This is a genomic window from Glycomyces sp. NPDC046736, from assembly GCF_040645615.1.
In the GTDB taxonomy this organism is placed as follows: Bacteria; Actinomycetota; Actinomycetes; order Mycobacteriales; family Micromonosporaceae; genus Glycomyces.
The window spans coordinates 63854-85772 of record NZ_JBEYYO010000015.1; the positions used below are offsets into that span (position 1 = coordinate 63854).

20 protein-coding genes, 1 tRNA gene and 2 pseudogenes are annotated in these 21919 nt (G+C 65.2%); 12 read left to right on the top strand and 11 right to left on the bottom strand.

Features of this window, described 5'->3' with window-relative positions; genetic code table 11:
• The first annotated feature begins 43 nt into the window (after nucleotides 1–43).
• The 3 genes from AB0B28_RS15685 (at nucleotide 44) to AB0B28_RS15695 (ending at nucleotide 1051) form a co-directional block, all read left to right on the top strand.
• Nucleotides 44–640 carry an NAD(P)H-dependent oxidoreductase gene (locus AB0B28_RS15685; protein ID WP_360121323.1) on the top strand — a complete coding sequence of 199 codons (597 nt, stop codon included), beginning with the start codon at nucleotides 44–46 and terminating at the stop codon, nucleotides 638–640.
• A 124-nt stretch (nucleotides 641–764) separates the two neighbouring features.
• Nucleotides 765–896 (top strand): DLW-39 family protein, encoded by a 132-nt coding sequence (locus AB0B28_RS15690; protein ID WP_218125197.1) that lies wholly within the window; start codon nucleotides 765–767, stop codon nucleotides 894–896.
• Between the two features lie 82 nt (nucleotides 897–978).
• Nucleotides 979–1051: transfer RNA gene (locus AB0B28_RS15695), tRNA-Ala, on the top strand.
• Between the two features lie 628 nt (nucleotides 1052–1679).
• On the opposite strand, the pseudogene AB0B28_RS15700 reads toward AB0B28_RS15695, so the two are convergent.
• The 3 genes and pseudogenes from AB0B28_RS15700 to AB0B28_RS15710 all read right to left on the bottom strand — a co-directional run.
• Nucleotides 1680–2702, bottom strand: a pseudogene (locus AB0B28_RS15700) (recombinase family protein); the annotation flags it as partial.
• A complete protein-coding gene (locus AB0B28_RS15705) occupies nucleotides 2699–2884 on the bottom strand; it encodes a hypothetical protein (protein WP_360121325.1) in 186 nt (61 codons plus the stop codon). The pseudogene AB0B28_RS15700 and the gene AB0B28_RS15705, both read right to left, overlap by 4 nt.
• A gap of 449 nt (nucleotides 2885–3333) precedes the next feature.
• On the bottom strand, nucleotides 3334–4182 hold the full coding sequence (locus AB0B28_RS15710) for a replication-relaxation family protein (RefSeq protein ID WP_360121327.1): 849 nt from the start codon (nucleotides 4180–4182) through the stop codon (nucleotides 3334–3336).
• 381 nt (nucleotides 4183–4563) lie between these two features.
• Between AB0B28_RS15710 and AB0B28_RS15715 the strand changes: the two genes are divergently transcribed.
• On the top strand, nucleotides 4564–4947 hold the full coding sequence (locus tag AB0B28_RS15715; RefSeq protein WP_360121329.1) for a hypothetical protein: 384 nt from the start codon (nucleotides 4564–4566) through the stop codon (nucleotides 4945–4947).
• Here AB0B28_RS15715 and AB0B28_RS15720 read toward each other — a convergent pair.
• The 3 genes from AB0B28_RS15720 to AB0B28_RS15730 all read right to left on the bottom strand — a co-directional run bounded on the left by AB0B28_RS15720 (nucleotide 4940) and on the right by AB0B28_RS15730 (nucleotide 7281).
• A complete protein-coding gene (locus tag AB0B28_RS15720) occupies nucleotides 4940–5485 on the bottom strand; it encodes an NUDIX domain-containing protein (protein WP_360121331.1) in 546 nt (181 codons plus the stop codon). The genes AB0B28_RS15715 and AB0B28_RS15720 overlap by 8 nt on opposite strands.
• Nucleotides 5482–6615 (bottom strand): NAD(P)-binding domain-containing protein, encoded by a 1134-nt coding sequence (locus tag AB0B28_RS15725; protein WP_360121333.1) that lies wholly within the window; start codon nucleotides 6613–6615, stop codon nucleotides 5482–5484. The genes AB0B28_RS15720 and AB0B28_RS15725 overlap by 4 nt, the downstream gene beginning before the upstream one ends.
• A 66-nt stretch (nucleotides 6616–6681) precedes the next feature.
• Complete coding sequence (locus AB0B28_RS15730) at nucleotides 6682–7281, bottom strand: hypothetical protein (protein ID WP_360121335.1); 600 nt, start codon at nucleotides 7279–7281, stop codon at nucleotides 6682–6684.
• Nucleotides 7282–7470: 189 nt separating this feature from the next.
• On the opposite strand from AB0B28_RS15730, the pseudogene AB0B28_RS15735 reads away from it, so the two are divergent.
• From AB0B28_RS15735 to AB0B28_RS15750, 4 genes and pseudogenes are all read left to right on the top strand, one after another.
• Nucleotides 7471–7653 (top strand): annotated as a pseudogene (locus AB0B28_RS15735) (helix-turn-helix transcriptional regulator); the annotation flags it as partial.
• 225 nt (nucleotides 7654–7878) lie between these two features.
• Entirely contained in the window at nucleotides 7879–8661 is a 783-nt protein-coding gene (locus AB0B28_RS15740) for a hypothetical protein (RefSeq protein WP_360121475.1), read from the top strand.
• Nucleotides 8661–9200, top strand: a complete 540-nt coding sequence (locus tag AB0B28_RS15745; protein WP_360121467.1) for an NUDIX hydrolase — start codon at nucleotides 8661–8663, stop codon at nucleotides 9198–9200. The genes AB0B28_RS15740 and AB0B28_RS15745 overlap by 1 nt, the downstream gene beginning before the upstream one ends.
• Nucleotides 9201–9541: 341 nt before the next feature.
• Entirely contained in the window at nucleotides 9542–12259 is a 2718-nt protein-coding gene (locus tag AB0B28_RS15750; protein WP_360121337.1) for a restriction endonuclease, read from the top strand.
• A gap of 369 nt (nucleotides 12260–12628) precedes the next feature.
• Here the strand turns inward: AB0B28_RS15750 and AB0B28_RS15755 are convergent, their stop codons facing one another.
• Together AB0B28_RS15755 and AB0B28_RS15760 are read right to left on the bottom strand one after the other, a co-directional pair.
• A complete protein-coding gene (locus tag AB0B28_RS15755) occupies nucleotides 12629–13291 on the bottom strand; it encodes a response regulator transcription factor (RefSeq protein WP_360121339.1) in 663 nt (220 codons plus the stop codon).
• A gap of 38 nt (nucleotides 13292–13329) precedes the next feature.
• A complete protein-coding gene (locus AB0B28_RS15760; protein WP_360121341.1) occupies nucleotides 13330–14175 on the bottom strand; it encodes a CPBP family intramembrane glutamic endopeptidase in 846 nt (281 codons plus the stop codon).
• A gap of 139 nt (nucleotides 14176–14314) precedes the next feature.
• On the opposite strand from AB0B28_RS15760, the gene AB0B28_RS15765 reads away from it, so the two are divergent.
• From AB0B28_RS15765 to AB0B28_RS15775, 3 genes are read left to right on the top strand one after another with little or no spacing between them, the layout of a single operon-like run.
• Complete coding sequence (locus tag AB0B28_RS15765; RefSeq protein ID WP_360121343.1) at nucleotides 14315–15550, top strand: histidine kinase; 1236 nt, start codon at nucleotides 14315–14317, stop codon at nucleotides 15548–15550.
• 9 nt (nucleotides 15551–15559) lie between these two features.
• Nucleotides 15560–16567 carry a phosphotransferase gene (locus tag AB0B28_RS15770; protein WP_360121345.1) on the top strand — a complete coding sequence of 336 codons (1008 nt, stop codon included), beginning with the start codon at nucleotides 15560–15562 and terminating at the stop codon, nucleotides 16565–16567.
• A 48-nt stretch (nucleotides 16568–16615) separates the two neighbouring features.
• Complete coding sequence (locus tag AB0B28_RS15775) at nucleotides 16616–17317, top strand: hypothetical protein (RefSeq protein WP_360121347.1); 702 nt, start codon at nucleotides 16616–16618, stop codon at nucleotides 17315–17317.
• On the opposite strand, the gene AB0B28_RS15780 is transcribed toward AB0B28_RS15775, so the two are convergent.
• Together AB0B28_RS15780 and AB0B28_RS15785 are read right to left on the bottom strand one after the other, a co-directional pair.
• The gene (locus tag AB0B28_RS15780) at nucleotides 17314–18471 is read right to left on the bottom strand and encodes a DUF418 domain-containing protein (RefSeq protein ID WP_360121349.1); all 1158 of its coding nucleotides are present in this window, start codon (nucleotides 18469–18471) and stop codon (nucleotides 17314–17316) included. The genes AB0B28_RS15775 and AB0B28_RS15780 overlap by 4 nt on opposite strands.
• A 144-nt stretch (nucleotides 18472–18615) precedes the next feature.
• The gene (locus tag AB0B28_RS15785) at nucleotides 18616–19344 is read right to left on the bottom strand and encodes a DUF2306 domain-containing protein (protein ID WP_360121351.1); all 729 of its coding nucleotides are present in this window, start codon (nucleotides 19342–19344) and stop codon (nucleotides 18616–18618) included.
• A gap of 130 nt (nucleotides 19345–19474) precedes the next feature.
• Between AB0B28_RS15785 and AB0B28_RS15790 the strand changes: the two genes are divergently transcribed.
• The gene (locus tag AB0B28_RS15790; protein WP_360121353.1) at nucleotides 19475–20158 is read left to right on the top strand and encodes a TetR/AcrR family transcriptional regulator; all 684 of its coding nucleotides are present in this window, start codon (nucleotides 19475–19477) and stop codon (nucleotides 20156–20158) included.
• A gap of 152 nt (nucleotides 20159–20310) precedes the next feature.
• Here AB0B28_RS15790 and AB0B28_RS15795 read toward each other — a convergent pair whose 3' ends face one another.
• The gene (locus tag AB0B28_RS15795) at nucleotides 20311–21684 is read right to left on the bottom strand and encodes a dicarboxylate/amino acid:cation symporter (RefSeq protein ID WP_360121355.1); all 1374 of its coding nucleotides are present in this window, start codon (nucleotides 21682–21684) and stop codon (nucleotides 20311–20313) included.
• Nucleotides 21685–21919: the final 235 nt, after the last annotated feature.

Here is a 21919-nt window from a genome sequence, read left to right on the forward strand (position 1 = left end):
CCTTGGAACTGGGGATACCCGGCCCTCGTTCGAAAGAGCCCCCATGAGCGACGCGCGTTCCTTCCTGTTCGTGCTCGGTTCCGCCCGCCAGGGCGGGAACACCGAGTCCCTCGCCCGCGCCGCCGCCGAGCACCTCGAACCCGAGGCCGAGCAGCGGTGGATCCACCTGGGCGAGCTGGGCCTGCCGCCGTTCATCGACCGCCGCCACACGGGCGACGGCATCACGCCTGCGGCTGAGGGCCCCGAGCGCGTCGTCCAGGAGGCCACGCTCGCGGCCACCGACGTGGTGATCGCGTCCCCGCTGTACTGGTACTCGGTGACCGCGAACGTCAAGACCTACCTCGACTACTGGTCGGGCTGGCTGCGCGTGCCCGGGCTCGACTTCCAGCCGCGCATGGGCGGGCGGCGGCTGTGGGGCGTCACCGCGTATGCCGACACCGACCCCGCGCGGGCCGAACCGCTCGTGGGCACGCTGCGGATCACTGCCGACTACATGCGCATGGACTGGCGCGGCGTCCTCCTCGGCCACGGCTCGCGCCCCGGCCAGGTCCTCGCCGACGAGCAGGCCCTGAGCGCCGCCAAGAGCTTCTTCGCGCCCGCCCCCGACACGCCGCGCGACGTGCCCGGAGTCCGCTACTAGCCGCCCCCCACCGGCCTGCCCCACCGGCCCGGCCCGCCGCAGTTCGCTATGCTGAGTCGCATCGTGCAGTGCCGATCACGGCATTGCTGTTCGCGGCAATCTCTGATATGGGGGGCCTGGGTCCATGTGGAAGAAGATCTTGATCGTCGCCGGTGTGGCCACGGTCGCATTCGTCGTGGCCAAGAAGGTCAAGTCGATCAACGACGACCGCACCCTGTGGCACGAGGCCACCACCTCCGCGGAAGACGTCCGCTGACGCATCGCGTTAGCCAACTCACTGCGCTCCGGGTATCCTCGCTGTTGCCACCCGCACGGCGGGGATACTCGTACGACACCACGGGGCCATAGCTCAATTGGCAGAGCACCGCCTTTGCAAGGCGGGGGTTAGGAGTTCGATTCTCCTTGGCTCCACAATAAGGTCTGGTCTTGAACCCAGAGCCTTCTGAATATTGTTGTCGTTAGCGGCATCAGCTTCCGGGCTGGTGCCGCTTTCGCGTGCCTGGTCGCGGTAGGTCAGGAGCGGAGTGATGCTGTCGCTGGTCTGGCTGGCGGTGATGACTGGTTGCTTGGTGTCGTCGGCGTCGAGGGTGAGTCGGGTAAAGCAGATCGTGTTGAGGGTGCGGCGGTCTTCGTCGACGAGTGATTCGTAGAGGCTGCGGGGGTTGGCCAGGAGGTCGAGGAAGGGCGTGACGATCTCTGCGGCTCGGTCGAGGCGCGGGGTGGTGTCGGTGGCCAGTTGCGTGTCGATGCGTTCGCGTTGGTTGTGGATGTCCTGGATCTTCGCGGTGAGTTTCTCGGTGGGCCAGTCGGGGTGGCCGAGCAGTTCGATGATCTGGTTTTCGAGTGCGTCGAGTCGGGTGCGTTCGCGTTTGAGGTTGCGGCGCAGGGTCGTCGTTGTGCGGTGGTCGGTGGCGACAGCGTTGGCGAGGCCGGTCCTGGTGCTGTCGGCTTCGGCGGGTGTGAATGCGATGGTGGCGTAGTGGGCGGCGACGGTGGCCTCGACGTCGGCGACGGCGAATCTGGGGAGGTCGCAGGAGCCGTTTTCGTTGCGGCTGAGGCAGAGGTAGTAGAAGTAGAGGCGGCCGGTCTTGGACTTGGCACGCTCGATGATCAATCGGCGTCCGCAGCGGCCGCACCACACGAGGCCTTTGAGGTAGTGGTTCCATTTGCGTTCGCGCACGCCTGCGCCGTGTTCCTCGTAGAGCACGGTCTGGACTTTGTCGAACAGCTCGGGTGTGATGAGGGGTTCGTGTCGGCCGGGGTACTCGGTGCCGTTGAAGGTGACGTAGCCGAGGTAGTAGCGGTCGCGGAGCATCTGGCCGATCTTGTGGATCGAGAGGAGTGAGCCGGCCGGGTATTTGCGTGTCGGTCGTGACCGCAGCCCGGCGTTGGTGGCGAGCTCACGGAGCGCGGGGAACGAGTGCTGTCCGGTGGCGTACTGCTCGAACAGCATTTTCACCAGCGGTGCGCGGTCGGGGTCGAGAGCGATGGTGCGGATTTCGCGGCCCTCGATGGTGTCGCGGACGTTCAAGTATCCGAGCGGCGGTTTGCCGGGGGTGCCGCCGAGGGCGGCTTTGGCTTCCATCTTGTAGGCGATGTCCTGGCCCGAGACGCGGGACTGGTACTCGTTGAAGCCGTCGACCATGTGCGCCATGAGATCGCCGGTAGGCGAGTCGTCGGTCGGGTCTTTGACCGACAGGATCGAGACCCCGAGGCTGCGGAGTTCGCGTTTGGTGAGTCCGGCGTCGGTGGCGTCGCGGAACAGCCGCGAGCGCATGTACACGACGACGTAGTCGACATCGTGCTGGTTGCGGATGCGGCCCATCATCTTGCGGAACGCGGGGCGTCCGTCGATCGAGCGTGCGGACTTGCCCGGCTCGACGTACTCGTCCGCCACGGTGAGGCCCATCCGTTCGGCAAGCGCCAGGCACGCTTTCCGCTGAGCTGGGATTGAGTTCCCTTCGGGGTCGTAGTCGGTTTCCACCTGCCCCTTGGAGGACACCCGCAAGTACAACACCGCTCTGCCGCCGAGCTGCATCTTCTCTTCCTGTAGGTCGGTCATGCCGCCGGTTCCCCTTTGTCGTCGCCCGTATCGCTGTCAGGGGCCGCAACGTCGCATTCCGCATCGCCGTCGGTGTCGCTCCTGCGGAGCGCCGCGCGCAGCAGCAGCGCGGCCAGGCGGTCGGTGTCGATCACGTCGCGCCGTTCCCCGGTGATGCGGATGTGCCGTTCTGCCCGGCTCACCGCACCCACCACCAGGTGTAAGCGCAGGTAGCGGCCCCTGCGGTGACCGTAGCTCGTACTCGGAGCAGGTACGAGCCTTCAGCACGGACGGGTGATGGGTCTCGGAGCGTGCTTGATGACTGCGGATAGTCGACGGCTGAGCCGTGTGCAGCGCAGTGTGGTGGGCGAGCCGGGAGCGCCAGTGGCGTGAGAGTTGACCAGTCCAACGGAGGCGACGAACCGTCACCCGTGGTCTCAGATGACCTTCAACATTACACGGCCGCGCAGGAGAGACCCCTAGGGAAAATAAATGATATAGATGTCGGGCTCGAAGTTTTGCCCGCGCAATGCGAGCCCACCTGCGGAAACACGCCATGGCGTGTTAGGTGGGGACTCGGGAGCGTGCACGGGAGCCGTTGCGGAACCGTTCTCGGAAGCCGCCACACCCCGCACAACGATTCCTCGCCGCTTCAAAGGCAGTGTCTGGCGTTCGGCGGAAGGATCTCCTCAAGCGAACATGGCACTTCGGTCGAGTCCCCAACTTCGCGCCAGACTGCCCCGAGGGGATCGGCGCTGCGGGCGGTGGTTGTGGTTGCGATTCCATGGACGGCGCCGAGCTCGACCAAGCGGTTGTGGAGGTTCGTCTCGCGGCCGGGTTTGGTGAGCTCGATGAGCATCAGTGGCAGCGTCCAAGTCATCTTGAGGTGCCGCTCGATGAAGTCGCTCCAGCGGCGGGCCTTGTCCGCGAGACGCTCAAGGGTCTCGCTTCCGGTGTCGTATTCGAACCAGAATGGCCGCACATCTTGCCCGTCGATCTTGAGGTCGAAGATCCCATCCGGGCGCAAGAGCAGAACGGTGTACCACCGGTGCTCACGTGCCTCCGTCTCCCACGCCGCCAGGCGTGTCGAGGAACGGCTGCGGCAGGAGACGACCAAGCGGGTGTAGAAGTCGTTCACCCCCTCGCGGTGCGGGCGGTGCGCGGAGGAGAACACCACCTCGGCGTGTTCTCTTGCCCGCGCGGGCGTGGGTGCTCGGCCGGGATTGATTGGTCTAGCCATTCCGGAACGATCAGGGCCGGTGTTCTCGTAGGCGACGACGAGGTCAGCATGGAGCAGACGCAACCCAAGCAGACCCAGGTAGTACCGGTACGCGGACCGGGTTCCAGGTCGTGAGCGCGCGAGCACGCCCATCTCGACCAGGGTTGAGAGCCGGTCGCGTGCCGATGAGATCGAGGTGAAGAACAGCCGGCAGATCTGTTCAAGCGTGAACACCTTGAACTTGTCAAGCGCCGCCACAATCTCCCGGTCCCGATCGGTCAAACGCGGTCCAAGCTCTGCAAGAGCCTCGGCAGGTTGCGCTGGTTTCCGCCACGACCCCATAACCGCATCACCTCGCACTCCACTGCGTGTACATGCTCAAGAGCGGTGCCGCTTCACGGCACCGCCTCGCACACATCGACATCCGGTGAATCGTCTCCAGCTCCTCTCGCCGACAACAGAAGCAGCCACTACCACCGCTTCCACGAAGCGCGAGTGTTGCTCGAAAACACCGCTCAGTCGAGCGTTTGTGCGGGGTTGTGAGGGTGGTCGACCCTCACAACCCCGCACAAGCACCCTCACAACCTGACGTCCGCTCGGCGCTATCGCCATGATTGGCTGTTTCGAACCCCGAAACTGCACCACGAAGGGCAGCACCTCACGATGACTGAGCAAGGCCGATCCGCGTTCGAAAGTGGCCTCCCGCTGCCGACGGAAGTCACCGCGACCCTTCAAGTGCTCCTCGCGAAATCGGACCCCACCTTCTCCGCACTGCGTGCTCAAATCCCGTTCGCCAGGGTCGTTGATGGCTGTCCCTGTGGCTGTCCTTCAGTCGGCATCGAGGTCGATCGACTCGCGGTCGGACCGGCGCCATCGAAATCGAGCCCGATCGCATCCGGCTGGTATGACGACCAGACCCACGATGTCGTGCTGTTCACCGAGGACGGCTATCTTTCGGGTCTGGAGCTGAACTACGTCTCCGACGAGGTGCCGACCGCCTGGCCTGACCCCGCGATCCTCGAACCGGAAACTCGCCGCACTACTTGATGCCTGAACGCGTTGCTCGATCTCTGAGCACACGGTTGGTGATTTCCTCGATCGGCACCCAGACCGCGTCGGTGACCTCCTCGTCTTGCAGGACCAGGCTGGACGCTCCGGTGTAGTTGAAGGCGTATCGGAAGTCGGCGTGCCAGTGCTCGGGCTCGCCCTTGGCGGGAGAGTCGGGGATGTGGTGCACGTCGATGTGGAGAGGTCCGTCCCCGATCGGGGTGAGGAACTGGGGGTCGAGTCCGGTTTCCTCGGTGAACTCCCGAACGGCCGCTTCGGTCAGAGTGGCGTCCTCGGGTTCGGTGTGGCCGCCTGGGAGGAGCAGGCGGTCGAGGGCGCGGTGCCAGATGTGCAGGACTTTGCCGTCTTGGTTGAGGACGATGGCACCGCAGGTGACATGCCCAGCGAGTCGTGTTCGGGTGGCGAGGGGCTCGGTGCCGTCCAGCGCGTCCAGGAGCGGGTCGAGGCCGGGCTTGTCGCCGGGGTGGCGGTCGAGGTAGTCCTCGACGGTCGTGGCGATGTCGTGGTTTCCGATCATGCGTTGCTCCTGTAGTAGTCGAGCCAGATGGCGGCGATCGTTTGGCGGTCGGCGGTGCTCATTTCATGGTGTCCGGCTGGCAGTGTCCCTTCGGCGAGGCGCGCGGCCGCTGCGAGGATCTCGGCTTGGACGAGGTGGATGAACGGGCCGACGACCGCACCGTGGATGAAGTTGACGGCGTTGCCGCCGTTGTGCAGGTAGAAGTAGTGCCCGATCGTCTCGTACCGTGTGACGTGCTCGGCGACGGCCTCCGCGGTGTAGAAGTCGGTGAGCCCGGTGAGGTCGAGTTCGTCCTCGGAGCTGGTGACGGTGGCGATGTGGGCGCCGTTGGCGAGTTTGGTGAGATCGTCGAAGCCGAGGGCGTGGTTGCCGGTCGCGCACAGGACCAGTCCGGCGCCTGCAATGGCCTCAGCGCACGAGGCGGACACGACGTATCCGGCAGCAAGGGCCTGCGCGGCACGGATGGGGTCGGTGTCGAAGACGCGGACCACGGAGCCCTTGACTTGGAGGGTCGCGGCTGCGGCTCGGCCGAGCTTGCCGTGCCCGATCACGGCGACCGGGCGGCCGATGGGCAGGTCGCCCACGGCCCGCATGAGCGCTTCGGCGCTGAACGCGCACGACTGGCCTACGAGGTAGTCCTCGGGCTGTTTCAGCGGCGAGCGCGCCACCGAGTAGACCGGGCACGGGATGTCGTCAAGGGCGAGGTAGCGCTGATGGCCGTTCTCGGTGTCCTCTACGATTCCGACGATTCGACCGGAGAAGTGCTCGTTGAGATGGCTGAGGACCGGTGCGAAGTAGCCGCCGACGTCGAGCAGGACCACCGAGCGATCGGGAGCCCGCTTCTCTAGGAAGGCGAGCGCGGCGTCAGCGTCGGCGAACAGTTCGCGGGTGAGCTGGTCGACCTGATGCCGGGTCGCGACCTCGTTGAGTGTTTCGGGGTCGATGCTCTTGGGTTTGGGCAGCAACGCGGCGAGTTCGCCGAGGCTTGCGATGGCGTCGATGAACGCTGGCCGCTCGCCCAGCATGTGCGTGATGGCGATGACCGCGATCGGTTCCTTCGGAGCGAAGGTCTCGGTGATACGAGTGAAGAAGCTCGATCGGCGCGCAAGCGCGGTGGTCTCGATGGTCATGGCTGGCTCCCGAGGGTTGAGGAGGAGGCCGCCGCCCACCCGGCGGCCTCCTGGGGGAAGAAGGGTCTATCGCCCGCCACGCGGAGCGGTCTGAGTCAGGATCGCTTCGCACTCGCTACGCCACCGGCGTCGGCGTTCTTCGGGTGTGCCTTTCCATCCCGGGCGAGTGACGAGGCCGCAGATCCGGCCGCGGTCGTGGAGTAGGTCGGCCACCGGCGTGAGGCCGTTCTCGGTGTTCACCACGCTCAGCACCGCGTGCTCTTCGGCGGTGGTGGGTTCGACGACGAACCGGAATCCGTCGAGCTCGAATACGCCGATCACGCTCGCGGGGAGAGGCCTGGGTTGGGCGGGACGGAGGTTTTCGGCGTGCCAGTCGGCGATGAGCGAGGCGATGTGGTTGCGCTGCTGGACTTTCCACACAGCGGTCTGCTCGCTCCAGGGTGGCTCCCACCGAACTTCACGGACCACCCCACCTGCGTGGGCGGCGTATCCGATCTTGATCGGGTTGCCGTTGTAGTCGAGCCAGATGGAGGCATACCCGGTCTTGGAGCGCGCCTTGAGGCTCAGCATGTTCCCTGTTGCGGTCTGCCACTCGCCCAGAATCTCGAACCCCGCCGTGTTGCCCCGGTTCGGCCCCTGCATGGTCCTGCTTGCCATCAGCTTCACCCTTCACCTGCCGTGTCGGTCTCCTGATCGGGCGAACGGCGTCTTGCACCGATTGGTTCTCCGCCCGTAGCCTTGATTCCAGCAGGCACAAATCGTCCAAACCAGAGCATCGTCGCGGCACTCATGAGGCACGAATGAGGCATCGAGCGGTGAACTGGAGTGTTGTGTGATTTGGAGACGGAGGTTGGCGTGGGGACACGACGAGAAGCACTCATTCGTCGTCGCAAGTCGCTTGGCCTCAGCCAGGAACAGGCCGCTCATACACTGGGCATCGAGCGATCCACCTTCTCCCGTTGGGAGCGAGGCGAGAACGACCCTCAGCCGTGGGTCAGGCCGAAACTCGCGGCCTTGCTCGATGTCGATGCGGCTCAACTCGAACGACTTCTGGCCGACAATGACCCAGAGGTGAGCGCACTGGCTCGAACCCAATCACGCGGGCTCTCGGTCGTGCAATCGCCAAGCCGCACTGCCGTGAGCGTGGAGGACCTCCGAAAGATCGAGCAGACCCGCGCTCACTTCCAAGAGATGTACCGCCGTGTCGGCGGCGTGCCCACTTTGCCGAGAATCAGCGCAGTCCTCGACCAACGAGTCGCACCGATGCTGCGCACCGCCTACGAGAACCAACTCGGACGCCAACTCTTCCGCGCGGCAGGAAGCCTCACGGCTTTCGCTGGAATCTGCGCCTACGACGCCGACCAGCAGATGGCCGCCACCGCCCGCTTCGCCGAAGCACTCGGCCTCGCCCGCGCCGCAGCCGACCTGCAATTCGAGGGCTATATGCACGCGCTGCTCGCCAACCAGGCCATGCACCTGGGCGAGCTCGACCAAGTCCTCGACCACACCGAAACCGTGCTCGACACCCTCGGCGCCCAGCTCAATCCGGCACTGACCTGCGACCTGCACAGCCTCGCTGCGAAAGCCCACGCCCGCATGGGGACCTCCCGGGCCTGCCATCACCACCTCGAAGCAGCCGAAACCGACGCCGAGCGCGCATGGGACGGCCCACGCCTACCTGAGACCTCCTACATGACCCCCGGCCTCGTCCAACTCCAGACCGCCGAAGCCCTCCGCCGCCTGGGCGACACCAGCGCAGCACGCGCCTATGCCGACGAGGCGGTCCGCACCGCGCCCGAAACGCACCTGCGAGGCCAAGTCCACCGCTGGGCCGGCTATGCCCTCGTCCTCACCGCCCAAGGCGAAATCGAGGAAGCCGCAGACGCGGCCACAACCATGCTCGATCGCGCCGTCGGCATGGAATCCGGACGCCTCCACGACCGCCTCACCAGCGTCGTCAGCGCCCTGCGCCCGTACTCGGCGGAATCCGTCGTGGCGAGTACGCTCGAACGCGCCGAAGTCCAACTCGCGGAACCGGGAGCATGATGCGCTGGCAGGTCAACTCCAAACGGACCCTCTACCGGGACCAATGGGTCCACCTGCGCACCGCCGACATCGAACTCCCCGACGGCCGCCACCTCGACCACCGCCTCATCGAAACCGGCCCCGGAGCAGGAGTCGTCGTCGTCATTGAGGGCAAAGTCCTCCTGCTATGGCGTCACCGCTTCATCACCGACACCTGGGGCTGGGAAATCCCCATCGGCGGCATAGAACCCGGCGAAACCCCAGAACAAGCCGCCCGCCGCGAAGTCGAAGAAGAAACCGGCTGGCATACCAGCGGTCCGCTCACGCCACTTGTCTACACGCAACCTTCTCCCGGCCTCATGACCGCCGAACACCACATCTTCAGAGCACAAGGCGCAGAACAGATCGGCGAGCCCGCTGACGGCTTCGAGTCCGAGCGGATCGAGTGGGTACCGCTCAGTGACATCCACTCGCTCATCGCCAAGGGCGACATCAGCTCGGGCACAACCCTCGTCGCACTGCTATACCTAATCGCCGAGACAAAGGACCCAACCATCTAGAAGCTCACTCGAACGAGCCCGTTGTCCTCAGCGTCTTGAACGTTGCAGGCATCCTGACCCGGTCGCCGAACAAGTCCGGCTATGGCCCTTCCTCTAAAGGGCGGGAGCGCAGGGTGGAGCGAGTCCAGCCCCCTCAAGGATGGAAGGCAATATGCATTCATCAACAATCGTTGGTCAACAATGCGGCAAAAAAATGGATCTTTGGCATTTAAGTAGCTTTGGATGCAATTAGCGTGAATCAAGCAAGATCTCTATTGCACCATCCACACCAAGGTCCTCTAGGAAACCAAAGGTGTCACGACTTCAAGACTTTCAACTAGTTCTTGCTGTATGCTGCGAACATGGATCAAATTGGGCTCGAGACGACAGACGTAGTGGTCCTCGCCGATGGCTCCTCAGTAAGCGATATTTCAAATAAGCGTGGGCATCTATTTGAAGCATTTATCGCGAAGCTGCTCGCAACTCAAGGTTACAACGATCCCCATCCGGAGCGAGTGAACCTCACGAAAGAGGGGATTGAGCTCGATGTTGAAGCGCGACATTCAGTCACCGGAGATCGGATTATTTGCGAATGCAAGGCATATAGCTCCAATATTCCCGCGCATATGCTCAACGCATTCCTCGGAAAGTTTGCAATTGGTCGATCCGATGATCCGCGTCTTCATGGATTGTTTATTGGAATTCCACGCCTCACGCAATCAGCTCGAGAGCAAGCCGAATTGGCGCAGGAGAAGCTCTCGGGATTTCGATATCTCGGTTCCTACGAAATCTCTAAGCTGCTCGAATCCGCGGGAGTACTTCCCAGGCTGGACGAGGGCCCAAAGCTAAAATCCGATCCAACCATCGTGATAACGGAGCATGGAGTCGTAATGGCCGCATGCGAGTTGGATCCAGAAACTCGACATGCTCGGCGTTGGGTGACGTGGTCTCGACAGAATCCTGTTCCAAGTCCCATTAATCGACTTGTCGAGCGCGAGTTGGCTAAGGGCCTGCCGGTTATTTCGGTGGGAGAGCAGAATGCAATTGTCCCCGTGCGCTTGCCGGATCCGCCTAACATCGTCGAGGTGCAGGGTAGTAGTTCAGATTTCGAGTATCAGCTCCCGGCTGCTCCAGCCTTCTTTGTAGGCAGAAAATCCATCTCAGAAGAGCTACTAGCTACAATCACAGGTAGGAAAGTCGCGGGCTCAATCGTTATCAACGCAAAGTCAGGCTGGGGTAAGAGCTCGCTGACCCTAAGGCTTCAGCAAGGGGTTGCGAAGGCAGGCGGAGTTGCGATTGTAATCGACACTCGAACCGCAGAGCGACCATCATTTGTTGCGGCGGCTGTCGAGCGTGCAATCAAACTTGCCGTTTCTAAGGATATGGTAAAGCTCCCGGAATCGGCCGCATTTACCTCACTCCAAAGTCTGGTCGAGACCCTTCGAATTTCGGAATGGAAGAATCCATCAAAGCCGATTCTAATTGCGTTCGATCAGTTTGAGAACGTCTTTAGAAGCTCGGATCTTACTCGAGAATTTCGAGATCTTAGCTACCTAGTCCGGGAACTCTCTGTACCGCTAACCATTAGCTTCTCTTGGAAAACCGATCTTGTTAGCTTTACAGAAGGTCATCCTTTCCATTTCAGGGATGAGATTCGGGATGCGGCACAAGTTGTAATACTTGATCCCTTCGGGTCGCGTGAGGTAGAGACGCTTCTTCGCAGACTTGAGAAGTCGCTTGACGAGAAACTCCACCGAGACCTCCGCCAGAGGTTGAAGGAGTATTCACAGGGGCTCCCCTGGCTTTTCAAGAAGCTTGCTGGTCATGTTCTTGCGGAGGTGGGGCGTGGTGTAAGCCAGGATGAATTGGCTCGTCAAGCGCTCAACGTGCATAGTCTCTTCGAGAGCGACTTGGCACGGCTCTCACCTGCAGAGCAAGCTGCTTTGCGAGCGATCGCGCAAGCTGCACCAATTGGAGTAGCCGATCTGGATGAAAGTGTGGCATCGAGCGCCCTTTTGGAAAGTCTTCTCCACCAAAGACTGGTTGTGCAGGTAGGTGACAGGATTGATATCTATTGGGACACTTTTAGAGACTTCCTGAATACAGGGAGAGTAGCGATCGAAGATTCATATGTAGTTCGATACGCTACCACCGGCGCGGGACGACTCTTGCAAGAGGTTGTTTCCGTGGGGGGAAATATCAGTGTTGCGGAACTGGCCAATTCTTTGAACACCAGTCCAACAGTGGTTTTCAACTATGCGCGAGAACTGAGGATGTTTGGCGTTCTGAACGCCGAAGTCAACCGGGTTGTAATAGAGTCGACTATTCAGAATTCTGATAATGTCGAGGAAGCCGTGCGCGCTCAAGTGCTGCAAGCGCTTCGCCGCCATAAACTATATAGACTTCTTTCGACCATGCTAAGCCAGGAGGACATTGTCCTACTACAACGTTTTGCTGATGTACTTCCTGGCGAATTCCCCACAGTTGAAGCAAAAAGTGACAGCTGGTTCACGTATGCACGAGCATTCTGTCAATGGATGGACTATGCCGGTCTAATTCGTCTGCGTCGCGACGGTATAGATCGACCTCTCGATGAGAATGATGAGCCGCTTCCAAAACTGCTCAGTGGGGTTGGGCCCGTCCGAGTGCGCAGTGCATTTCCCGGTGGGCTTCCGGGCGCTTCCTTGCAGTTGCTGCTGCATCTTTCGGACTCCAGTAATTTCGCTCGACCGTCGGCACGCGGGTTTAAGTCTGCTGTCAGAGACTTGAGCTTGTTGGGAGTCGTTGAGAGAGATTCCGAGGATAGAATTCTTCTGAGTGACCGCAGCCTGGTTGCAGACGGAGTAATCGTCACTCAACGTCTGAGGAGTATTGTCGAACGGCAACCTAATATGAGGACAATTTTCAAGTACCTTGAAGCTGATCCTGGTGCAAGCCTCGCCGTAATTGGAGAGCTTCATCGTACTAGCGTAGGTGCTGACTGGGCTCAGTCGACAACGATTGGTATGGGCAAGTTCATTCGTGCCTGGGCCCGCGCTTGCGGAATTGAGACTAAGACACGTCCCTCGAATCAAGACTAGTTGGGTCGTCTTCGAGATCACGGGGACATGCTTTCCACTTCTCCTGCAACTCGGATTAGGCGTTTGATGCTGGAGATGCTGATGCCGTACTTCTGCGCGAGGACTTTCTGGAGCTCACCTGCCTGGTACTCGCTCACTATGGCGGCTCGGTCCGTGCTGTTGAGGCGGCGGTTGAGGGACCAGGGTCTTCCGTTTGATGACCGGGGTTTGGGTTGTTCGGGCGTGGGGTGGGGGTCAGGATTCGCGGCCGGGCGGGTGAGCAGGTCTGGGAGCTGGTTGGTGCGGGTGTTGAGCTGGGGTGATGGGTTCAAGTAGGCCGTTGCCAGCTCCACAACAGGAACGGCCCGGCGCGGTGCGCCGGGTCTTTTTTCATTTCGTTCTCGGGCGGATGAAGCCCGATTCGTAGGCCATGATCACCGCTTCGGTGCGGTTGCCCGCGTTGAGTTTGGTGAGGATGCTCCTCACGTGGGTCTTGACGGTCTCCAGGCCCAGGTAGAGGCGGGTGGCGATGTCTCGGTTCGAGAGGCCTTGGGCGATGAGGCGGAGCACTTCGGCTTCGCGCGGGGTCAGGGCGATCGGGCCGTGGGCGTTGCCCGGCGGGTGGGCGAGGGTCGTCGCGAGGGAGCGGATGGCCTCGGGGAACAGCAGCGCATCGCCTTGGGCCACAACGCGAATCGCGTCAGCGATGCGCGATATGTCGCTCCGCTTGAGCAGGAACCCGTTCGCGCCTGCGCGCAATGCGCCGTACACGTACTCGTCGTTCTCGAACGTGGTGATCACGATGACCTTCGGCGGCTCGGGCACCGTCTCGCGCAGCCGCCGGGTCGCCTCGATGCCGTCCATGCCCGGCATCCGCACGTCCATGAGCACCACGTCGGGCCGCGAGCGCCGCACCAGCGTCAGCACCTCGGCCCCGTTGGACGCCTCGGCCACCGGCTCGACGCCCGGCTGCGCCGACAGGAGCGTCCGGAGCCCGGTGCGCACGATCGGGTCGTCGTCGGCGATGAGCACGGAGACGGGAGCGGAGGCCACGGCTCGATGATGCCACCCCGCCCCCGCCTCCGGCCCGCTCAGACCAGCGCCGATTCGCGCTCCCGGTCGGCCCGCGGCAGTTCCGAGGCCAGCCGCCCGCTCAGGACGATCCACAGCGCCACCACGACCATCGGGACGGTCGCCAGCAGCATCCCCACGCCGCGCGTGTCATCGCCGAACGCGGCGCCGATGAGCAGGAACAGCACCATGTTGTTCCCCGCGTGCGCCAGGCTCGCGGCCCACACCGAACCGGTGCGCAGCCGCAGCCACGACAGGAAGATCTCCTGGAACACCATGGACACCGTCCAGATCGCCAGGCCCGCGACCACATTGTCGAAGATCACGTAGCCGAGGAACGCGAGCGGGTAGTGCCACACGGCCCAGATCAGCCCGGTCAGCAGTGTCGACAGCACCGGCCGCTCGGGCGCCAGCCGCAGCCGCAGATAACTCGTCCACCCGAACTCCTCACCCCAATAGGCCGGCACCAGCACGACCACCACCAGCATGAGCAGCCCGATCGAAGCCCACACCGGCAGCCCGGGGACCAGCGCGAACGCCTCGGCGTCGAACTCCCATAGACCGAGCGCCACAGCCAGCGCGAGTGCGGCCGCCGCGAAGACGAGCGGGCCGAGCCACGCGGTCAGGTAGAGGCCGAGGTTGCCGCGCAGCCGTAGACGCAGCCCCGCGTCGGCGAAGCCTTCCTTCGTGACCCACTTGCGGACGATGAACGCCGCGATCGCGGGAGTGAACGCGACGGTGGCCAGCTGCACCACCGGGTTGACCAGCGACAGGTCGAACACCAGCACTGCGGTGAACATCCCTCCCCACGCCAGCCCGAAGGCCAGGAGGAGGAATGCGATCAGGCCCTTTGCTCTGGGCGTCATGGGAATCGGTCCTTTCGAGGAGACGTTGTCGCCGCCAACACTCGCCGCCCGAGGAGCCCCCTGCCTCCCTGGAAAGCGGGAACCTCCACTCCCCCATCGGAGGGAGACGCGCCGCCCGCCCGGGTGCCACACTCGCCTCATGTCACGAGTCATCCCGTTCCTGCCCGCCGCCTGCCGAGGTTGGCTCCACGCCCTCCTCGGCGCGACGGCAGGGCTCGCCGCAGCCTCCGTCGCGACCGCGTTGCTGGCCCTGGCGTGGCCGCGCACTCCTTCGGTGGTGTTCACGCTGGCCGCGCTCGCGGCGGTGGCTTTGCTCGGCGTGCCTCGGGCGGGCCGGAGCGCAAGCGTCCGGATCGCGAACGCGCTCTTGGGAACCGCGCTGCCCAGGCCGCAGGCGCCGCGGCGGTTCGCGACGGCGGTGTGGGTCGTGGCCTGGGCGGTGTGGGGCGGGGTGCTCATGACCGTGACGGTGCTGGCGGGCGTGGCCCTGGTCCTGCCGCTGGTGTGGCTGGCCGGTGGCGGCGGCGTCACGATCGTGGTCGACGCGGAGGTCTCGGGCGGCCCGGGCGGGGCCTGGACACTGCTCGCGGCGCTGCTCGGCGTGGTCGCGCTGGGTACGGCGAGCGCCGGCGGCGCGCGTCTGATGGCGAGGTGGGCGGCGGCGCTGCTCGGCCCGAGCCTGGCCGAGCGTCTCGCGGCCGCCGAAGTCGAGGCCGACCGCGCCGCGGTCCGCAATCGGCTCGCCCGGGACTTGCACGATTCGATCGGGCACGCGTTGACCTCGTTCACTTTCCAAGCGGCGGTGGCGAATCAGGTCTTCGACTCAGACCCCGACGCGGCCCGGCGGGCGATGTCCTCGATCGAGGGCGGCTCCCGCGCGGCGCTGGACGATCTCGACCGGGCGCTCGGGGTGCTGCGGGAGGAACCGGAGCCCCGGGCCGCGCGCCCGACGCTCGCGGACCTCGCCGAGCTGGTCGGGCGGGTCGTCCAGGGCGGCAACGAAGTCGACGTCGAGATCAGCGGCGATCTGGGCGCGGTGACTTCGGCGGTCTCCCGCGAGGCCTACCGGATCGTGCAGGAGGGCCTCACCAACGCGCTCCGCCACGCGCCGGGCGCGCGGGTGGAGCTTGCGGTGACCGTGGATGAGGCGGAGTTGATCCTGCACGTGCGCAACGAGATCGCGGGAGCCTCGGAAGAGGGCGGCCACGGCCGTGGCCTCATCGGCGTCACCGAGCGGGTCCGGTTGCTGGGAGGCACGGCTTCGGCCGGGCCGGAGGACCCGAACCGTTGGGCGTTGCGAGCGGCGCTACCGCTCAAGACCGGTCGGCCCGAGGCCGGCCGCAATCGAGATGCCGGTGCGCACCCGCGCCGGTAGCCTTCGGCGGTGACTTCCTCCCCCACGGCCGGAACCGACGCCATCGCTCGCGCCTACGGGCTCGGAGAGATACGCGCGGTCCGATATCTCGCGAACGGCATCCTCAACCGCAACTGGCGCTTGGAGACTGAGCGTGGGGTGTTCGCGCTCAAAGAGTTGGACGAGCTCAGTCCGGAAGCGGCTCGGCAGAGTCTCAGGCTCATGCCGAAGCTCGCGGCGGCCGGGGTGCCGGTCGTGTCGGCGGTGCCTTCGTTGTCGGGCGCGGTGGTGGTCGAGATCGACGGTGGCGCTTACTATCTCGCGCCGTGGGTCGAGGGCGGGCATCCTCGTGGGGATGAGATGGATCCTGGGCGGTCGTTTCACATGGGCGCGGTGATCGGGCGGATTCACCGGGCTCTGGCCGATCCTGTTATGGGGCTTCGAACTCCGGCTCGGCCCGAGTATCCGGTAGCGGATCCGGGTAAGGCCCGCGCACGAATCCAGGAGTACCTGGCGCTGATCGAGGCCAGGCCCGAACCCGACGAGTTCGACCGCGCGGTCGTGCCGCTGCTGCACGAGCGCCTGGAACTGCTTGCGGCTCATACTGTCTCGCGGCCGGAGTTCGCGACGTACGAGCCCTACGGCTGGATTCACGGGGACTGCCAGAATTGGAACCTGCTGTGGCAGGGCGACCGCATCGCGGCGGTGCTCGATTGGGATCGGTTGCGGGTCAACGCATACGGTGAGGAGATCGCCCGCGCCGCGATGTACCAGTGCGTGTTGCCAAGTGGCCGAGTCGATCTCGACAATGTCCGGGCGCTCATCGCCGGATACCGAACCGAGTCCGCGATCGGAGCGGATGCGTTGGTCGAGGCGGCCCGGCATCGCTGGTGGCGGATGGCGTCGAGCGTGTGGCACCTGAAGTACCACTACGACAAGGGAACCGGCTCGGCCGACGAGATCCTGTTCTCCGATGAACGCCTGCTCCGCTGGTGGACAGCGAACCTGGACGAGGTCGAGGCTGCTTTCGCGGGCTGAGTATCTGGGGTGTGTGCGGCAGAATGGTCGCAACCCTCGGGAGGCCCCATGAAGACTGTGCCCGGTCCTGCCGCCGTGTGGGCGGCGCGGCGGCGGCGTTCGCTCGGTACGCACTGGATTCCGCTCGAAGCGCATCTGTTCACCGGCCACCCCGAAGTGCAACTGCTGCTTCGCAATCGTGGCCGGACGCTTCGTCTGGGCGGTGTCTGGTATCTGGCGGCGCTGGTGGCCCTGGTGGTCGCCGGGCTGGTGCTGTTGGCGCTTGGGCGGGCCGAGCCGTTCGCGGCCTGGAGTGTGGCCGGTGGGCTGCTGGTGGTGGCCGGGGCGTGCGAGGCCGTGGGGTACGCGCGGGCCTGGCAGGGGTACGGCACCACCGCCGACGCGGTGTGGGGCGGGGTCGCGTTGATCATGACGTTCCCCGTGGCGGCCGGTATCGGGATGGTCGAGGTCGAGCTATGGCGCGATCCGACGCCGGTGTTCTGGAGCGCGCTCGTGGTGGTCGGGTTGGGGCTCACCGGTTTCCACGCGTCGTCGATGGAGCCGGGGCCGCGCAGCGCCCGGTTGCGGCGGGCGGTGGAGGCCGCTGCGGCGTTGCCCGAGGCCGAACGCGCGAGGTTGCGGGCCGACCTTGAGGCCGCGCTCGACGTGTTGGTCGATCGCGGCCTCGTCAGGCCCACCGAGCGGAAGGACGCCCTCGCTGCGCCACTCGGCGGGCTCGCCGCCGCGTTCGTCAACGAGAACCCGTCCTAGCGCAGGATCGCTTTCTGGAGTGCTTCTGCCGGGCCGTTGTCGAAGCGGCGCAGCCACAGTCGGGAGCCGACCAGGAGCACTGCGCTGATGGCGAGCCAGGTCCCGGCCACGAACCAGGGGTTCGCGCCGAAGCGGTCGGCCAGGCCCAGGCCCCAGCCGTACATGATCGCCGAAGCGAGCACGTTCTGGAGGATGTACCCGCTCAAAGCGGTGCGCCCCAGCGTCTCCAGTGACGCCCTGACCGGGCCCCGGCGGACCTTCTCGACCAGGAGGCCGGTCAGGCCGATGAAGCCCAGCATCACGATCGGCGCCGCCGCGTAGCGCTCCAGGAAGAACAGCTCGTCCGGCCCGGCCATGAGCGCCACGTTGAGCGGCAGGCCGATTCCCAGACCCCACGCCAGCATCCGGCCGTGAATGGCCCGGCCCCGCTCGTCGGCGCCGAAGGCGCCCGCGCGAAACAGCCTGACGCCCAGGATGAACAGGAAGACCAGCAGCGGGAACGTCACGATCGGCTCGATGCGGAAGATCAGAGCGTTGTCGATCCGGAACTGGACCTGATCGAACCACGAGCCCGAGGCGTACAGCGCCTCGATCTCCTCGTCGGGCTGGGCATCGGCACCCGACTCGGCGAACATCGCCGCCGTGACCAGGCCCATGAACGCGAGGTGCACGCCCAGCGCGCTCCACATGACCGCGTGCAGCGCCCGCCGCGACCGCGTGAGGAGCCACGCCACCACGATCGCGGTGACCGCGTACCCCATGAGCACGTCCCACGCGAACACGAGCGTGAAGTGGATCGTGCCCTCGGCGAACAGGAACAGCGCCCGCCAGTGGTAGCGGCCCGGCCAGCGGCGGCCCCTCTTCTCGCTGGAGCGGAACTGGATCGCCAGGCCCACCCCGAACAGCACGGTGAGCATCGACAGGAACTTGCCGTTGGCGAGGAGCTCGAACAGCCACCCGATGGCCGTGTGGTCGGTGGCCGTGCCCGCGGTGCCGATCAGCGGGCCCGCCTCCCCGGCCGGGGAGGCGAAGATCCAGATGTTGGTGCCGAGCGTGCCGAGGATCGCGACGCCGCGCAGCACGTCCAGCAGCGCGAGGCGACCGCCGGTGGGCGCGGCCGTCACTGCGGCGGCTTCGGCCTTGATGGTGTCCATGCCGTTCAGCTTCGCGCGGGTGGCGTCCGAAAGAATCGTTCCGCGGCATGGACTTTCGCCTCATACAGGGGCGACCTGTGTCGGAGCGCGAGACGCGGCGAAAGTGGCACCCGCGCCGCCGCACTCCGACTTTGGTCGCAACGCTCAGGCGGCCACCGCGGGACGCGCGCGGCGCTTCGGCTTGCGGTCGAGCCACCATTGCGCGATCAACAGGTTCACGATCCAGCCGACCCAGATCGAGGCCACGGCCACGTCCTCCGTGAGCGCTTCGAAGTCGCCGCCGTAGTAGGAGTCCTGGAACGGCAGGAGGCACAACAGAAGGATCCCGATCCACACCCGGTTGGCCACGATGGAGAAGCACAGCGCGAAGCTGCGGATCATCCAGCGCCGGTGCCGCAGGAAGTCCTTGCGGATCGCGGCCCGAATGCCCAGGAACGTCGTCCCCAGCCACAGCACCGTCAGGAACAGGTTCCCGATCCGGCCCGCCGGGTCCATCACCGCGATGGCGCTGACCACGCCCGCGAGGATCCCCGAGGGCAGCACGCCCGCGAACACGTAGAGCCGCCCGCTGATCCGGTGGAACCGGGGGTGCTTGAGCCGCAGCCACGTCCACACCTGGAGCGAGCAGCAGATCAGCGCGATCGAACCGAAGAGGATGTGCCCGGTCAGCAGCGCGAAGTGCAGCTGGGGATACCCCTCCTGCAAGGGCAGCAGCGCGTTCGAGGTGTCGAACGAGAGATACGCGGGCAGTCGCGCGAGCACGAACAGCACCGCCACCGCGATGAGCGGGACGATCCAAGGCCTGCGGTACCACTTCTTCTTCGGCGCCTGCGGCGGCGCGGTGTCGGGTCGGGTGGTGATGGGGGCGGTCACGGGGGTCTCCGATCAACGATGCGTATGAGATACGCTAATTAGCGTATCTCATACGCACAACCGAGGGGAACCCCGCCGCTCCAATGGCACGTAAGCTGCGAACCTCGCGACACGAACGGAGAACACGACCGTGGGAGACGGCGGATACGAACTGCTCTGGGGCGCCAAGACCCGCCCCGCCCGCGGCCGGCCCCCCGCGCTCAGCCGCGAACGCATCGTGGCCGAGGCCCTCGCGATCGCCGATGCCGAAGGCCTCCAACAGGTCTCCATGAAGCACCTGGCCGAGCGCCTCGGCTCGGGCGTCATGTCCCTCTACCGCCACGTCCCGGGCAAGGACGAACTCGTGGCCCTCATGTACGACGCCACCATGACCGACCCGCCCCGCCTCCCCGAAGGCGAGGGCTGGCGCGCGGCCATGACCGCCTGGGCCCTGGCCGTGCGCGACCTCTTCCACGCCCACCCCTGGGCGCTCGCGCTCGCGACCGCCAACCACGCGATGGGCCCGGGCGAGGCGCGCTGGCTCGACACCGCGCTCGGCGTGTTCGAGGCCGAGGGCCTGCCTGCCGAAATCTGCCTCGCGGCCGTGATGGCCGTCAACGGGTACGTGGGCGGCGCGGTCCGCCCCGAGATCCAGGGCCAGGACGACCCGCACTGGTTCCGGTTCCTCCAGCACGAGTCCGCGCGCGAGGACTACCCGCACGTGTACCGTCTCGTGGCCGAGAACAGCTTCACCGTTCCCACGGTCGACGTGTTCGGGTTCGGACTCGAACGCGTCCTCGACGGACTCGAACGGTACATAGAGGACCACCGGTGACGTCCGCACAATGACGGCAAATCCTATAGGATATATCCTATAGGGTCATGTCATATAGGATATATCCTATAGGATATGACGACTGCGCGTGATGGCGGCGAGGGGCCAGCCCGGACGGGTTGGCCCCTCGCCGCCATCACGATGAAGCGAGATCAGGCTGGCTGCAACGAGGGCTCGCCCTTCTGGGCCGGGACCTCCGCGTCGCCGCCGAAGGTCGCGGCGGCATCGAGCGGCTGCGGGGCCGCGTCGTAGACCTCGCGGTCGAGCAGCTTCTCCGACTTCGCCACGATCACCGGGACGACCATCTGCCCGGCCACGTTGGTGGCCGTGCGGATCATGTCCATGATCGGGTCGATCGCCAGCAGCAGGCCCACGCCCTCCAGCGGCAGGCCCAGCGTGGAGAGGGTCAGCGTCAGCATCACGGTCGCGCCGGTCAGGCCCGCGGTCGCCGCCGAGCCGATCACCGACACGAACGCGATGAGCAGGTAGTCCTGGATCCCGAGGTCGATGCCGTAGACCTGCGCCACGAAGATCGCGGCGATCGCCGGGTAGATCGCGGCGCAACCGTCCATCTTGGTCGTGGCGCCGAACGGCGACGCGAACGAGGCGTAGTCGCGGTCGACGCCGAGGCGGTCGGTGACCGTCTTCTGCGCCAGCGGCAGCGTGCCCACCGAGGAGCGCGACACGAACGCGAACTGGATCGCCGGCCACGCCTTGCGGAAGAACTGGATCGGCGACACCTTGGCCACCAGGCGGAGCAGGATCGGGTACACGACCAGGATCACGATGAGCGAGCCGACGTAGATGTCGATGCTGAACACCGCGAGCGGCTCGAGCAGGTCCCACCCGTACGCGTACACCGACTTGCCGATGAGCGCCGCGGTCCCGATGGGCGCCAAGCGGATCACCCACCACAGGGCCTTCTGGATCAGCGCCAGCGCCGAGGCGTTGAACTTCAGGAACGGCTCGGCCTTGGGGCCGATCTTCGCGGCTGCGGCGCCCACGATGATCGCGATGAACACGATCTGGAGCACGTTGACGTTCACGAAGGCGTCCACGACGTTGGTCGGGATGATGCCGGTGAGGAAGTCGGTCCACGAACCGGAGTTCTCCGGCGCGGCGGCGTCGCTGGTGAGGGCCACGCCCGAGCCGGGGTTGGTGGTCAGGCCGATCGCGATGCCGATCGCGACGGCGATGAGCGAGGTGATCGCGAACCAGCCGAGGGTCTTGGCGACCAGGCGGCCGGCGTTGGCGAGGTTGCGCAGGTTGGCGATCGAGGTCACGATCGCGGTGAACACCAGGAACGGGACGATGAGGAACAGCAGCTGGACGAACAGGCTGCCGGCCGTCTCCAGGGTGGTGCCGAGCCATGCGACCGACCACTGGCGGGCCACATAGCCGAGCGCCAGGCCCAGTACGAGGCCGATCAGGAGCTGGGCGGCGAACGGGATCTTCGGGAGGCGGCGGCGCCGCTTAGCGGTCGAGGCGTCGGCCTCGGTCTCGGTGCTTTCGGGGGCACTGGACATATGTGGAACCTCTGGGTATTTCGGGCGCGCGGGCGCGCGCGAAAGCACGCCTGCGGCGAGGAAGTTTCAGGTCACTGGAGTGGACTCGGGTCCAGCGGAGAGAAGGAATACGTCGGCGAGCCCGCCGGTGGAGAGGTTCGTGGCTATCGACAGAGCACGGCCGACACGCGGCAGAGGTCGATGTGACGTCTGCGCGTCAGATAACGGCGCGTAATGGTGAAACTCATGACCCGCC

What these genes read in the sequence shown, in the direction of transcription:
- AB0B28_RS15765 (WP_360121343.1), top strand. Translation starts at nt 14,315, where the DNA reads ATGTCACGAGTCATCCCGTTCCTGCCCGCCGCCTGCCGAGGTTGGCTC.
- AB0B28_RS15750 (WP_360121337.1), top strand. Translation starts at nt 9,542, where the DNA reads ATGGATCAAATTGGGCTCGAGACGACAGACGTAGTGGTCCTCGCCGAT.
- AB0B28_RS15720 (WP_360121331.1), bottom strand. Translation starts at nt 5,485, where the DNA reads ATGATCGGAAACCACGACATCGCCACGACCGTCGAGGACTACCTCGAC.
- AB0B28_RS15780 (WP_360121349.1), bottom strand. Translation starts at nt 18,471, where the DNA reads ATGGACACCATCAAGGCCGAAGCCGCCGCAGTGACGGCCGCGCCCACC.
- AB0B28_RS15725 (WP_360121333.1), bottom strand. Translation starts at nt 6,615, where the DNA reads ATGACCATCGAGACCACCGCGCTTGCGCGCCGATCGAGCTTCTTCACT.
- AB0B28_RS15740 (WP_360121475.1), top strand. Translation starts at nt 7,879, where the DNA reads ATGCTGCGCACCGCCTACGAGAACCAACTCGGACGCCAACTCTTCCGC.
- AB0B28_RS15775 (WP_360121347.1), top strand. Translation starts at nt 16,616, where the DNA reads ATGAAGACTGTGCCCGGTCCTGCCGCCGTGTGGGCGGCGCGGCGGCGG.
- AB0B28_RS15795 (WP_360121355.1), bottom strand. Translation starts at nt 21,684, where the DNA reads ATGTCCAGTGCCCCCGAAAGCACCGAGACCGAGGCCGACGCCTCGACC.
- AB0B28_RS15745 (WP_360121467.1), top strand. Translation starts at nt 8,661, where the DNA reads ATGCGCTGGCAGGTCAACTCCAAACGGACCCTCTACCGGGACCAATGG.
- AB0B28_RS15715 (WP_360121329.1), top strand. Translation starts at nt 4,564, where the DNA reads ATGACTGAGCAAGGCCGATCCGCGTTCGAAAGTGGCCTCCCGCTGCCG.
- AB0B28_RS15760 (WP_360121341.1), bottom strand. Translation starts at nt 14,175, where the DNA reads ATGACGCCCAGAGCAAAGGGCCTGATCGCATTCCTCCTCCTGGCCTTC.
- AB0B28_RS15690 (WP_218125197.1), top strand. Translation starts at nt 765, where the DNA reads ATGTGGAAGAAGATCTTGATCGTCGCCGGTGTGGCCACGGTCGCATTC.
- AB0B28_RS15685 (WP_360121323.1), top strand. Translation starts at nt 44, where the DNA reads ATGAGCGACGCGCGTTCCTTCCTGTTCGTGCTCGGTTCCGCCCGCCAG.